The sequence below is a fragment of the Deinococcus metalli genome (assembly GCF_014201805.1).
Lineage (GTDB): Bacteria > Deinococcota > Deinococci > Deinococcales > Deinococcaceae > Deinococcus > Deinococcus metalli.
The window spans coordinates 84,382-96,903 of record NZ_JACHFK010000005.1 but is presented as its reverse complement, the minus strand read 5'-3'; the positions used below and the strand labels follow the sequence as shown (position 1 = coordinate 96,903).

Genomic DNA, 12,522 nt, shown 5'->3' with positions numbered 1-12,522 from the left:
GGTAGGGTAGGTTTTCGTATGACGGTTTCCGCGGGTTCGCCTACAGTGCGGCAGCCGGCGGGGCGTCCGCGCCGTCCAGCCACGGCGCCAGCCACGCCTGCGTCATGGTCCACAGCCGCTCCTGCGCGGCCTCGTCGCGGGCGGCCGGGGTGGTGGGCGCCGGCTGGCAGCGTGCGAAATAGATGCCGTTCAGGCCCTGCACCTCGGGTGCGGTCGCCAGGTACACCGGTGTCCTGGCGCCCTCCTCCGAGCTGATCGTGCCGAAGCGCTTGATCAGGGCGAATACCGGGCGCACCACCCCACTTCCGTGGTCCCAGAAGCCCGACCGGACCACGCCGGGATGCAGGGCGGTGCTGGTGACGCCGCTGCCCGCCACGCGCCGCGCCAGGGCGAACGCGAACATGATGTTCATCAGCTTGCTCTGGCTGTAGACGCGAAAGCCCATGTATCCGCGGGCGTGGCCGGGATCGTTCCAGTTCACGCGGCCGCTGCGGTGCGCGTCGGACGCGACCGACACGATCCGGGCGGCGCCCGCGGCGCGCAGGGGTCAAGCAGCAGTTCCGTCATCAGGGCGTAGGCCAGGTGGTTCAGGGCCAGGGTGCGCTCGAAGCCGTCGGACGTGACCTCGCGCGTCACGAACACGCCGCCCGCGTTGTTCACCAGCACGTCCAGCCGGGGATGGGCCGCCCGTACCGCCAGCGCGATGCGCCGGACATCCCCCATGACCGACAGGTCGCCCACGTGCACCTCGTGCGGCGCGGCCGGATTCAGGGCGCGCAGCGCGCCGAGCGTGGCCTCGCCCTTGCGCGCGTCACGGGCGGTGATCAGGACGGTGTGACCGCGCCGGGCCAGTTCCTTCGCGGTGATCTCGCCGATGCCGCTGGTGGCCCCGGTGACCAGGGCGGTGGGGGCGTGGGTTGTCATGGCATCTCCTGTCCGGCGAGGGGGCGGGGGGCATGGCCGGCGCGGTCGGTACGCCCATACGGGCTCCATCCTTATGTCAGGATTTACATATGTACAGATGATCATAGGGAGGCGCAGGAGCACGTGTCAAGATGGGCGGGCATGTCCGCGTCCTCTGCCCCTCGCCCCAGCGTGCTCGGGTACGCCCTGCTGGGACTGCTGGCCCGCGGCGACCGGTCTGGCTACGACCTGACGCAGGGCCTGAAAGACCCCGTCGGGTACTTCTGGCATGCCCAGCACAGCCAGGTTTATCCGGAACTCGCGCGTCTGGAGGGTGCCGGACTGGTCACGCACTCGGTCGTCGAGCAGGCGGAGCGCCCCGACAAGAAGGTCTACCGCCAGACCGACGCCGGACGCGCGGCGCTGCGCGCGTGGCTGACCGCCGACACCGAGGTCCCGCGCAAACGCGACGAACTGGTGCTCAAGGCCTACTCCATGTGGCAGACCGAGCCGGCGCGTGCGGCCGACATGCTGCGCGCCCACGCCAGGGCACACGCTGCCCACCTGGCCGAGTTCGAGCGCCGGCTGGCCGAGGTCACGCTCAGGGCCGGAACCGAGTTGCACGACCCGCGCTCGCCCTGGTTCGGGATTCAGGCGGTTCTACGCCGGGGCATCGGCTACGAACGCGAGTACCGCGACTGGTGCGAGTGGCTGGCGGGTGCCCTGGATGGTGCCGGGCAGGCCTTGAGCCCGACGACGCCGTAACGCGCCGGCGTGCCCCTCTCCCTCCGAGGTCTGGAGAGCGCCCTCCACAGCAGTCCGCGAGGGCGGCCATGAGAGCGAATCGACTCAATCTCGAAGCAGAGTCCAGAGCAGCGCTCCTTACCAACGTCAACATGGACACGGGGAGGGAGGAACCCGACACCACATCTCATGAAATAACACTGTTATGAATCAGTTCCAGCGTTACGGTCTGGTGTATGAGGATTCGCACCCATGACCAGCGCTCACGCGGCGGTGCAGATGGCACGGCCGCCCGCACGCGAGGCAGCACGCTGGGTCCCCCGGACGTGCGGTCTTTCCCGCGTGTGGCACCGGTCAGCGTGCATGTCGCGTCCCACGTGCGGCTCCACGGCGTGCAGACCGGCTGGGTCGCCATCAAACGCGCCCACGTGCGGCTGCCCCGGCCAGCGGCCCTGCGGCTGCCGGCCATCATGGCCGATCCACGGTGGGCCGCGCCCAAGCCCATCCTGTCGTGGGTCATCGAGCATCCAGACGGCCTGATCCTCGTGGATGCCGGAGAGCGGGCACAGGCCAACGACCTGCACGCGTACACCCGCGGCGCCGATCCGGGCACCCGCGCGTTCATCACGCACAACTTTCGCATCTATGTGCACCCGGACGACGAACTCGGGGCGACCCTCCGCCGCCTGGGCTACACCGTGCGCGACATTCGCGCCGTGGTCCAGACCCACCTGCACTTCGACCATGCCGGTGGCCTCGTCCACGTGCCACACGCTCCCGTGCTGGTCGGCCCCGCGGAACTCGCCGGGCGCCGCGCTGCACCGGTGGGCGCCCTGAGGGCACGGTGGCCGCGGAACTTCGCGCCCCAGCCGGTCACGTACACCGGGCGGGCGCTGCCCGGCTTCCCGCACAGTGCCGCGCTGACGCCCGCGGGCGATGTCGCCGTCGTGCCGACGCCCGGGCACAGTGACGGGCACCAGTCGGTGATCGTCTTCGGCAGCGACCGCGCGTACCTTCTCGGCGGCAACGTGACCTTCGATGAACGGCAGGTGCGACGGCGGGAACTCGCGGGCATCGTGCAAAACGTGGCGGTCAGCCGGCAGAGCGTGGACGCGGTTCGCCGCTTCGTGAGCGCTCAGCCCACGGTCTACCTGCCCAGCCACGATCCGGAGGCCCTCGCCCGCCTCGCGGCGCAGCAGGTCACCACGCTGGAGCTGTCGGCATGACGCGCGACCGCGCTGCCACAGGGGGCTTCGAGCACACGGTCACGGTCCGGGCCACACCCGCCGAGCTGTGGACCGTGTGGACCGATGTCGCCGCGTGGCCCACCTGGGACACGCCGCTCGTGGAGGCCCTGCTGGGCGGCCCCTTCCGCGCCGGAACGACCGGCCGCCTCACGGACCGCAGCGGCCGGACCAGCCGCTTTACCATCACCGAGGTCGACGGGCCGCGGGCCTACACCTTCGAGACGGCCCTGCCGCTGGCCCGGCTCGTCGTCCGGCGCGCCATCACCGCCGAACGCCCGGGGTCGCTGGACATGACGCACCACGTCCACTTCACCGGAGCGCTCGCTGCGCTCTGGGCACGCCTGCTCGGTCCGGCCTTCCGGTCACAGTTGCCCGGCGTGATGGAATCGCTGCGCCGGCGCGTGGAAGGTGTTTCATAGCAGGGTGACCGATTCCCAGCCTCCCCTGCGTGCCGCCGCCCGGGACGCGATGCGCGCCGCGCTTCTCTCTGTCGCCCGCGACGTCCTGGACACCAGTGGCCCGCACGCCCTCTCGACCCGGCGCATCGCCGCGCGCGCGCAGACCTCCACCACCGCGATCTACGCCCTGTTCGGCGGCAAGCATGGCCTGACGGACGCCCTGTACGCCGCAGGCTTCGGCGAGCTGACGCAGGTGCTCGGCCACGTGCCGACCTCCGCGGACGCCCGGGAACGAATCCTGGCCCTCAACCGCGCCTACCACGCCTTTGCCGTGGCCCGGCCGGCCCTCTACGTGCTCATGTTCGAGCGCGTCGTTCCTGGCTTCAGCCCGTCGGCCGCGTCGCTTGGCGCAGCGAGGGCCAGCCTCCAGCCGCTGGAACGCGCCCTGGAGGCAGCCGTGAGCAGCGGGCAGCTCATGGTCTCCTCCCCGGAGGACGCGGCGCTGCGTCTGTGGGCGGCCACCCACGGTCTGGTCAGCGTCGAGCTGTCGGGCCACGTCGGGGCGGCGGACGCGCCGGGCATGCTCGACCGCACGGTGCTGAACCTGCTGGCCGCGTGGAGCACCGGCGGCCATGGAGAGTTCCAGCACGCCGGTGCATGAGCACGGGCGGATGAGTGTGCCTGTCAGTCCGTCAGGTGCACGGCGACAAGGGTCGTCACGCCGGGCGAGGGATCGACTTCTAGGTGGTCGACGCGCCACACGCCGTAGGGCCTCAGGTCCAGTTCGTCGCCGGGCTGGAGGTGCTCGGAGCAGGTCACGCTGATCCGCACCCACCGGCCGGGCAGGGCGTGCATGTCCAGGATTTGAAAGCCCTCGTACCGGTAGCGCGGCATTCGCTCTACGTTTAACAGATCACTTTCCACTTCGTGTCATGGGCCGGGCACGTCCAGCCTATTCCCTCACGCCCACATGCACCACGGCCTGCCCCTGCGCGCAGTCCGGACACTCCGGCGCCCCCACCGTGCGGTACGGGGGCGGCGTCATGGCCACGACGTCCAGTTCGGCCAGCTCTGCGCGGCACACCCACGCGCTGGCGCCCAGGACGACGTGCCCCTGGGTACGCAGAAACGCGGCGGCGCGCCGCACGCCGCGGCCGGTGCTGATCACGTCGTCCACGATCACCACCTGCTGCGGCGCGGCCGGCACGTGCATGCGGTGCCACGTCACCTCCTCGTCATCCAGCAGGTACGCCACCGGCCAGCGCAGATGCCGGCCGACGAAGGACGCCAGCACCGCTCCGCACGCGGGCAACCCCACCAACAGCGTCGCGTCTGGCCACGCGCGCCGCAGCTGCCCTGCCTGCAGCAGTGCCACCTCGTCCAGCGTGCCGGGATCGCGCATGACCGCGCCCTTGTCAATCCAGCCATCGGTGTGGGCGCCGCCCTGCAGCGCCGTGTGGCCCGGGCGCAGCGCGCCGGCCTGCCGCAGCAGGTCCAGCACTCCCAGCGTCACCGGGAACCCGCCGATCGTCACGCCCAGACCCACCAGCAGCGCCACCTTCTCGACCGTATCGTCGTGAGCGGCCAGGATCTGGGTGTGTCGTCCGCGTTGTCGCGCCCGATTTCCAGGCGAAGGCTGAGTTGCCCAGTAGGGTGGTCCTCCCAGTACGCACAACCGCCCTGGCCTTCGAATAGAACCCAGATTCACGCCGCCCTACACCCATCTCTGCACACATGCAGCTCCGAGGGGCCAGGGGTGATCCCATCTGGCACACCTGACTTCGGCTGCATGGCGCGGCACACACGGCGCCCCAGCTTCTGTCGATCAGAGGAAGTCGGTTCGCCCCGAACAGCTGTCAGCCGTCTCGGCGGGGCCTCACGGTGAGCCGCTCCTCCCCCTGAACGGAGGTCCACACCGCCTGGTCCTCGGCACCGGCCGCGCTGAAGAAGCCGAGCCGCTCGGAAATCTCGTGGCCGATGCCCAGCACGATCTGGGGGAGCGCCGCCCGCTGTTCGGCATGGCGCGCCACGGGCACGCTGACACAGACAGCAGCGATGACCTCGCCGTTGTGGTTCCGGACGCCCGCGGCGGCCGACCAGGACGGACCAGCGTCATACACGCTGTAGCCGTCCTGAAGCACCTGTTCCAGGGCCTGCAACGTCTCCTCGGCGCGGCCTTCTTTCAAGTCCGCTTCCATGAGCACGCGCTTGACGACATTCCACGGCCGGTGCGCCAGCAGCAGCCGCCCGCTGGCACTCTCCAGCGCCGGGAGGACAGCGCCCACGTCCGGCAGGATCACGCTGTCCGCGTACGGACCGGCACCGCGGGCGACGACCACCACCTGACCGCCATCGAACGCCGCCACATGCAGGGCCTCGGCGTGCCGCTGGGCCGCAGCGGACAGCACCTCCCTGGACACGTCACGCCACGGGGTGTTCGACAGGAGGATCTGGCTCAGGGCGAGCAGCTTGAAGCCCAGCCGGTACCGGCCCGCGACCGTCCGGTGCAGGAGGCCCATGTGCGTCAGGGACGTCATCAGCAGATGGGCGCTCGAGGCTGGAATCTCCAGGCGCCGGGCAACCTCCGTGACCCCCCACTCCGGGTAGCGGGTGGAGTACAGGTCCAGCACCCGGCGGGCCTTCTCGAACGTTCCCAGCATGGAGTTCCAGCATAGAGCCGAAGCTCCCAGCGCACGGTTCAGCTGGGTAAGGCCTCGACAAACGGCGCCCCAGTCGTCGCCCGGACGTCCTCCAGCGTGGTTCCGGGCATGAGTTCCGTCAATGTCAGCACGCCGTTCCGGAACGCGAACACCGCTCGGTCCGTGATCACCAGATCGACCGCCCCCCGGGTCGTCAGCGGCAACGTGCACTCCGACACGACCTTGGGCGTGCCATCCGGATCGGTGTGGGTCATCAGCACGATCAGCCGTCTGGCACCCGACGCCAGATCCATCGCGCCCCCCACGCCCAGCAGCGGTTTGCCCGGCACCGCCCAGTTGGCGAGATTCGCGTGGGCATCCACCTGCAGGCCGCCCATGACGGCCACGTCCACGTGGCCGCCGCGGATCATGCCGAAACTGTCCGCACTGTCGAAATAACTGGCGCCAGGGACAGCGGTCACGGGCACCTTGCCGGCGTTGACGGGGTAGTCCAGCGCGCCGCCGTCGTGTGGCGCGGGGCCGACCCCCAGCATGCCGTTCTCGGTGTGCAGGTTCAGCTGCATCGCCGGGGTGATCAGGTCGGCGATCAGCGTGGGAATGCCGATGCCCAGGTTCACCACGTCGCCAGGGTGCAGTTCAGCCAGGGCACGCTGGGCCATGTGCAGGCGGGCCTCATCCACCTTCCGAGCCCCACCCTTGACGTCGCCACTGCTGCCGAGGTCACCGACGGTCAGGGTGGCCTGCACCAGGTAATCGACGTACAGGCCCGGCGTGTGGACGTGCTCGGGCGGGATCGTTCCGACCGGGACCATCTCCTCGACCTCCGCGATCACGAGGTCGGCGGCGGTCGCCATGGCGCGGTTGAAGTTCTGCTCGGTCAGTCGGTACTGCAGGTTCCCGGCGGTGTCGGCCCGCCACGCGCGGATGAAGGCCACGTCCCCTCGGATCGCGGGGACGAACACCATCTCCCGCCCGTTGAGCACCCGCACGTCGGCGTCCCCGGCGATCACGGTGCCGGCCGCGGTCGGGGTGTAGAAGCCGCCGATGCCCGCTCCACCCGCCCGCAGCGCCTCGGCCAGGGTGCCCTGGGGGATCAGCTGCACCGCCAGCCGGCCGTCCTGCGCCGCCTGCACCGCCTCCCGGTTGGACGTGAAGAACGACCCGATGGCGGACTTCAATTGCCCATTTCGGAGCAGCCGACCTCCACTCAGACCGGGTTCCCCGACGTTGTTCCCCACGAAGGTCAGCTCTCCCGTACCGGTCTGTGCCAGCGCGTGCACGAGATGCACCGGGTTGCCGGTCATCCCGAAGCCCCCCACCAGGAGCGTCTGGCCGGAGGTCACGAGCGCCGCGGCCTGTTCTGCCGTGATCACGGGAACGGTCTTCATCCGTCGATCCTCTCGATGACGGCCGCTTCGCCCTGGCCGACCCCGACGCACAACGTCGCCAGGCCGTAGCGCCCACCGGTGCGGGCCAGCTCGTGCGTCAGGGCCACGACCAGCCGGGCGCCGCTCATGCCCAGGGGATGCCCCAGCGCGATGGCGCCCCCGTTGACGTTCACGCGCTCCTCCGGCAGCTCCAGTTCCCGGAGACACGCGATCGCCTGGGCGGCGAAGGCCTCGTTCAGTTCGATCAGGTCGAGGTCGGCCACGGTCAGCCCGGTGCGGGCCAGCACCTTGCGGGTGGCGGGGATGGGTCCCAGGCCCATCACCCGCGCCTCCACCCCGGCCGCCGCGCCGCCCACCCAGCGTGCCAGCGGCGTGATCCCGAGGTCACGGGCCTTTGCCGCGCTCATCAGCACCAGCGCCGCCGCTCCGTCGTTCAGACCCGACGCGTTCCCGGCCGTCACCGTCCCCCCTTTGCGGAACGCTGGCTTCAGCCCTGCCAGCGTCGCCTCGTCCGTGGCGAGGGTGTAGGTGGTGCCGTCTGTCTTGGCCCTGGGGTGCTCGTCCGTGTCGAACATGGACGGGCCGGCGCGTCCCCGCAGCTCCACCGGCATGATCTGGGACGCGAAATGACCCGCGTTGATCGCGTTCACGGCCTTGCGTTGGCTGTCCAGCGCGAAGGCGTCCTGATCGGCGCGGGTGATCTCCCCGCCGGCGTACGCGCCCTGTCGGCTGCGCTCCACGATGTTCTCGGCGGTCTCCCCCATCGCTTCGAGCGGGAACAGCGCTTCCATCGCCGGGTTCGGGTAGCGCCAGCCCAGCGTGGTGTCGTACGCGGTCACGTTCCCGGTCGCGAAGGCCGTGCCGCCCTTGGGCATGCTCAGCGGCGCGCGGGTCATGCTCTCCACCCCACCGGCGACATACACGTCGCCGTCGCCGTTCCGGATCGCGCGGGCCGCCGAGTTGACCGCGGACAGCCCGGACGCACACAGCCGGTTGACCGTCAGGCCCGCGACGCTGTCCGGCAGGCCAGCCAGCAGGCCGGCCATGCGGGCGACGTTGCGGTTATCCTCCCCCGCCTGGTTCGCGCACCCCAGGATGACTTCCTCGATCATCTCGGCCGGCACCCCGCTGCGCGCGACGGCCTCACGGATCACCAGCGCGGCAAGGTCGTCTGGGCGCACGGTCGACAACCGGCCGCGGATCGTGCCGATCGGTGTCCGGACGGCGGACACGATCACCACGTCCCGGTCGGTCGGGTGGGCGGCGCGCGGGGGCTGGGCAGTGGTCATGGGATCTCCTGATGGGATGGGGGCTGAGGGAACGCCGACGCCCGGACGTGGGCGTGGTGGTCGAGCGCCCGCTGGATGAGGTCAGCGCTGACGCCCAGCGTGTGGGCTTCGGTCACAGTAGACCAGTCGATGTCCGCCCCGCGGGCACCGAGCCGGTCGCGCACGAGGGCGACCAGATGCCCCTCGCCGCCGGCAGCATGCCGGGCCGCCGACCGCACGAGCTGCTGGGCTTCGGCCCGGGGCATCACCTGGGCCAGCGCGAAGCTGAGCGCCTCGGCGAGCATCAGCCCGTTCGAGGCGGCCACATTCTGCGCCATGCGCCCGGCCCTGACGTCCAGACCGGAAAGGAGGCGCACCGTGTGGCCCAGGGCCGCGCCCGTCAGGCCGAGCAGTTGCGGCACGACCAGCCACTCGACCTGCCAGCCGTGCGTGCCGCGTTCGTGCTCCTGAACGCCGCTGCGCGCGGCGGCGGCGAGCAGTCCCGCCGCCGTACCGGCCGCCGCCACGATCAGCTCGGCCGTGATGGGGTTCTGTTTCTGGGGCATGGTGCTGCTGCCGCCGCCCCCGCCGCCCTCGAAGACCTCGCCCACCTCGCTCTGCGACAGCAGGATGACGTCCTGGGCCAGCTTGCCCAGGCTCGTGCACACGCCGGTGAGCCACGCGCTCAGCTCCAGCACCGTGTCGCGCTGGGTGTGCCAGGGGGTCGGGGGCACGCTCAGGGACAGCCCGTCCGCCAGCGCCTGCGCCACGTCCAGGCCGCGCTGCCCCAGCGCCGCGAGCGTCCCGGCCGCGCCGCCGAAGCTGACCGCGTACAGCCGCCCTTCCAGCTCCGAGAGCCGTTCCAGATGCCGCGTCAGCGGGGACAGCCATCCTGCGGCCTTCAGGCCGAAGGTCGTGGGCAGGGCGTGCTGGGCATGGGTGCGCCCCGGCATCAGCGTGGTCGCGTGGCTCCGGCCGAGTCCGGCGAGCTGGTCTCCGACGTCCAGCAGCACACGCCGCAGCACCGCCAGGGCCCGGCGCGCGCCGAGCACGAAGGCAGTGTCCACGATGTCCTGGCTGGTCGCCCCGTAGTGCAGGTGCTCGCGCGCCGCCGGCGGCAGGGCGGGCCGGAGCTGAGCGAGCAGCGCAGGGATGGGGACACCATCCTGGAGAAGCCCGGCGCTCAGCCGCGCCATGTCCGGCTCGAAGTCGCTGACCAGGGCGCTGATCGCCTCAGCGGAAGCCTGGGGGATCACGCCCAGCCGCGCCTGCGCGCGGGCCAGGGCCACCTCCACCTCCAGCAGCCTGTGCAGGTGGGCGTGGTCGGTGTAGAGGGCCGCCACCTCCGGGTGGGCAAACATGGCGCCGAAGAGTTCGGAGTCCATCGGGGTCAGCGGCATGGGTGCCCCTTCATGGCGTGAAGAACACCGTCTCGCCCTCGCCCTGCATGCGGAGGTCGAAGACGTACGTGGCGCCGCCGGGCCGGTCCTGGCGCCGGGCAATCAGGGTCGAGCGGCGCGCTTCGGGCACCGTGGCCAGCAGCGGGTCGGTGCTGTTGTCCTCGTCGCTGAAATACACGGCGGTATACAGGTGCGTCAGGAGGCCGCGCATGCCCACCCACAGCCACAGTCTGGGAGCCTCGCCGGGCGCGGCGCCGGGCTTGATGGTCTGCACCTCGTACCGGGCGTCCGGCGTGCGGGTGTGCGTGCGCGCGAAACCCGTGAACGCCGCGCCTGGCTGCTGGACGTAGCGCCCGGCCGCGTCGGCATGCCACACCTCGAGCATGGCGTCGGGAATCGCCACGCCGTCACCGTCGAACACCTGGCCGGTCACGCGGATGCGCTCGCCCGGGACAGTGCCGGCCTCGGCGCTGACAGGGTCCACGGTGACGTGCCCCGCCGCACTGTGGTGGCCCTGGAAGCCGTGGATCAGGCCCTGGTGGAAGTACGGCCCCACGGTCTGGCTGGGCGACGGGCCGAAGGCGCCCTCGGGAATGTTGGAGGTCTCGGGCGTCAGCGCTGGCCGCTCAGTCGTCATGGTCGGGGTCCTCGAAGGGAGTCGCGGCGCTGCCGCCCAGCACGATGTCGAAACGGTAGCCCAGCGCCCAGCCCGGCTGCGTGAGGGTCAGGTCGAAGGCGCTGATCAGGCGGGCGCGGCCCTTCTCGTCCGGGATGCCCTGATAGATGGGGTCATGGGCCAGCAGCGGGTCGCCGGGAAAGTACATCTGGCTCACCACGCGCTGGGTGAAGTCGGTGCCGAACACGCTGAAGTGGATGTGCGCCGGGCGCCATGCGTTGGGGTGGTTGCCCCACGGGTACGCGCCGGGGCGGATGGACACCAGTTCGTACTCGCCGCGGTCGTCGGTGAGCAGGCGGGCCGTGCCGGTGAAGTTCGGGTCCAGCGGCGCGTCGTGCCGGTCGTGCTGGTGGACGTAGCGTCCCGCGGCATTGGCCTGCCACGTCTCGATCAGCGCGCCGCGGATGGGCCGCCCGGCCGAGTCCAGCAGCCGTCCGCGCACGGTGATGCGCTCGCCCAGCGGCTCGCCGTTCACCCGGGCGTTGCGGGTGGTATCAAAGTCGTCCGGCCGCAGGACGCTGGGGCCGAAGACGGGACCGCCGTGATCGCGCAGGGCGTCCGGGACCGGCAGCAGGAGTTCGTGCGGCGCGCGCTTCACGCTGCTGGTGTACGGCGGGTACAGGTGCGGCGGGTGCGGCGAAGACAGCACGGGCTGGGCGGCAGGCTCGGCGGGGCGGGTCATGGCTCCTCCCTGAGGACGGATTTGGCGATGGCAAAGGCGCGGTTGGCGACGGGCACGCCCGCGTACACCGCGACGTGCATGAAGACCTCGCGCAGGTCGTCCGGCGTGACGCCGGTGTTGAGGGTGGCCCGCACGTGCAGCTCCAGTTCGTGCTCGCGCGGCAGGGCGGTCAGGATCGCCAGCGTCAGCAGGTGGCGGGTGCGGGTGTCGAGGTGGCCCCGCGACCACGGGCCGCCCCACGCGTACTCGGTGATGAACTGCTGGAAGTCCCGGTCGAGGTCGGTGGCCTGCGCACTGGCCCGGTCGACGTGCGCGGCGCCCAGCACCTGCCGGCGCACGGCCAGGCCCTGGTCGAGGCGGGACGACTCAGGCCGCAGGAAGGCGGCCAGCCGCCGGGACACGGCCTGCGGCTGCTCGACCATCGGCAGGTGGGCGGCGTCCGCGACCAGCGCGAACTCGGCGCCGATCCGGGCCGCGAACGCCCGGCACGCGTCCGGCGGGGTGGACACGTCCGACTCGCCGCACAGCACCACGGTGGGCGGCCGCAGGCCATCCATGTGGGCCGTGAGGTCGGCGTCCCGCAGGGCCGCGCAGCTGCCCAGGTAGCCGGCCTGCGGGCTGCGCGCCAGCAGGGTGGTGTAGCCGTGTGCGTCGTCCGGGTGGGCGGCGAAGTACGCGGGGGCGAACCAGCGGCGGATCAGGTCGGGGGCCAGCACCTCCAGGCCGCGTTCCCGCACCTGCGCCATGCGCGCGGTCCAGCCCTCCTCCGTGCCGATGCGCGGCAGGGTGTCGAGCAGCGCCAGCCGCCGGACGCGTTCCGGGGACGCCAGCGCGAAGCCCTGGGCGATCAGCCCGCCCAGGGAGCACCCGGCCAGCGAGACCGTGTCGTGCCCCAGCACGTCCAGCAGGTTCGCCAGATCCGCGACGTGATCGTCCAGGGTGGTGTCGCCGTCCGGCGCGTCGCTGAGGCCCTGGCCGCGCAGGTCGTAACGGATGAGCTGGAACCCGGCCGCCAGGTCGGCGGCCACGGCGTCCCACACGCGCAGGTCGCTGCCGACCGGGTTGAGGAACACCAGCGGCGGCGCGGTGCTCACGCCGGAATGCTGGACGTGCAGGGTCAGGGTGGAGGTTCGGACGAAGGGCACTGGACTCCTTG

At 71.4% G+C, this 12,522-nt stretch carries 15 protein-coding genes; 4 read left to right on the top strand and 11 right to left on the bottom strand.

The genetic code is table 11. From position 1 onward, the window contains the following. Positions 1-40 precede the first annotated feature (40 nt). Positions 41-517 carry a Rossmann-fold NAD(P)-binding domain-containing protein gene (locus HNQ07_RS23845; protein WP_221274949.1) on the bottom strand — a complete coding sequence of 159 codons (477 nt, stop codon included), beginning with the start codon at positions 515-517 and terminating at the stop codon, positions 41-43. Then, entirely contained in the window at positions 478-924 is a 447-nt protein-coding gene (locus HNQ07_RS23840) for an SDR family NAD(P)-dependent oxidoreductase (RefSeq protein ID WP_221274948.1), read from the bottom strand. The genes HNQ07_RS23845 and HNQ07_RS23840 overlap by 40 nt, the downstream gene beginning before the upstream one ends. 141 nt (positions 925-1,065) lie before the next feature. Here HNQ07_RS23840 and HNQ07_RS11195 point away from each other — a divergent pair, with 141 nt between their 5' ends. The 4 genes from HNQ07_RS11195 to HNQ07_RS11180 all read left to right on the top strand — a co-directional run bounded on the left by HNQ07_RS11195 (position 1,066) and on the right by HNQ07_RS11180 (position 3,953). Then, positions 1,066-1,668 (top strand): PadR family transcriptional regulator, encoded by a 603-nt coding sequence (locus tag HNQ07_RS11195; protein ID WP_184111783.1) that lies wholly within the window; start codon positions 1,066-1,068, stop codon positions 1,666-1,668. Between the two features lie 215 nt (positions 1,669-1,883). After that, positions 1,884-2,873, top strand: a complete 990-nt coding sequence (locus HNQ07_RS11190; RefSeq protein ID WP_184111781.1) for an N-acyl homoserine lactonase family protein — start codon at positions 1,884-1,886, stop codon at positions 2,871-2,873. Beyond that, positions 2,870-3,313, top strand: a complete 444-nt coding sequence (locus tag HNQ07_RS11185) for an SRPBCC family protein (RefSeq protein WP_184111780.1) — start codon at positions 2,870-2,872, stop codon at positions 3,311-3,313. The genes HNQ07_RS11190 and HNQ07_RS11185 overlap by 4 nt, the downstream gene beginning before the upstream one ends. A gap of 4 nt (positions 3,314-3,317) precedes the next feature. Continuing rightward, positions 3,318-3,953, top strand: coding sequence for a TetR/AcrR family transcriptional regulator (locus HNQ07_RS11180; RefSeq protein ID WP_184111779.1), 636 nt, complete (start codon positions 3,318-3,320; stop codon positions 3,951-3,953). A gap of 23 nt (positions 3,954-3,976) precedes the next feature. On the opposite strand, the gene HNQ07_RS11175 is transcribed toward HNQ07_RS11180, so the two are convergent. From HNQ07_RS11175 to pcaDC, 9 genes are all read right to left on the bottom strand, one after another. Beyond that, positions 3,977-4,186, bottom strand: coding sequence for a hypothetical protein (locus tag HNQ07_RS11175; RefSeq protein ID WP_184111778.1), 210 nt, complete (start codon positions 4,184-4,186; stop codon positions 3,977-3,979). A 58-nt stretch (positions 4,187-4,244) separates the two neighbouring features. Further along, complete coding sequence (locus tag HNQ07_RS11170; RefSeq protein ID WP_229831952.1) at positions 4,245-4,850, bottom strand: orotate phosphoribosyltransferase; 606 nt, start codon at positions 4,848-4,850, stop codon at positions 4,245-4,247. Between the two features lie 298 nt (positions 4,851-5,148). Beyond that, positions 5,149-5,952, bottom strand: a complete 804-nt coding sequence (locus HNQ07_RS11165) for an IclR family transcriptional regulator (RefSeq protein ID WP_184111777.1) — start codon at positions 5,950-5,952, stop codon at positions 5,149-5,151. A 38-nt stretch (positions 5,953-5,990) separates the two neighbouring features. Continuing rightward, positions 5,991-7,340, bottom strand: coding sequence for a 3-oxoacid CoA-transferase (locus HNQ07_RS11160; RefSeq protein WP_184111776.1), 1,350 nt, complete (start codon positions 7,338-7,340; stop codon positions 5,991-5,993). After that, positions 7,337-8,629 carry a thiolase family protein gene (locus HNQ07_RS11155; protein ID WP_184111775.1) on the bottom strand — a complete coding sequence of 431 codons (1,293 nt, stop codon included), beginning with the start codon at positions 8,627-8,629 and terminating at the stop codon, positions 7,337-7,339. The genes HNQ07_RS11160 and HNQ07_RS11155 overlap by 4 nt, the downstream gene beginning before the upstream one ends. Then, positions 8,626-10,008 (bottom strand): 3-carboxy-cis,cis-muconate cycloisomerase, encoded by a 1,383-nt coding sequence (pcaB, locus tag HNQ07_RS11150; protein WP_184111773.1) that lies wholly within the window; start codon positions 10,006-10,008, stop codon positions 8,626-8,628. Before pcaB ends, HNQ07_RS11155 begins: the two co-directional genes overlap by 4 nt. 10 nt (positions 10,009-10,018) lie before the next feature. Then, positions 10,019-10,645: a protocatechuate 3,4-dioxygenase subunit alpha gene (gene pcaG / locus HNQ07_RS11145; protein ID WP_184111771.1), complete on the bottom strand. Its 627-nt coding sequence runs from the start codon at positions 10,643-10,645 to the stop codon at positions 10,019-10,021. Then, a complete protein-coding gene (gene pcaH / locus HNQ07_RS11140; protein ID WP_184111769.1) occupies positions 10,635-11,366 on the bottom strand; it encodes a protocatechuate 3,4-dioxygenase subunit beta in 732 nt (243 codons plus the stop codon). Before pcaH ends, pcaG begins: the two co-directional genes overlap by 11 nt. Continuing rightward, entirely contained in the window at positions 11,363-12,511 is a 1,149-nt protein-coding gene (gene pcaDC, locus HNQ07_RS11135) for a bifunctional 3-oxoadipate enol-lactonase/4-carboxymuconolactone decarboxylase PcaDC (protein ID WP_184111767.1), read from the bottom strand. The genes pcaH and pcaDC overlap by 4 nt, the downstream gene beginning before the upstream one ends. Positions 12,512-12,522 lie beyond the last annotated feature (11 nt).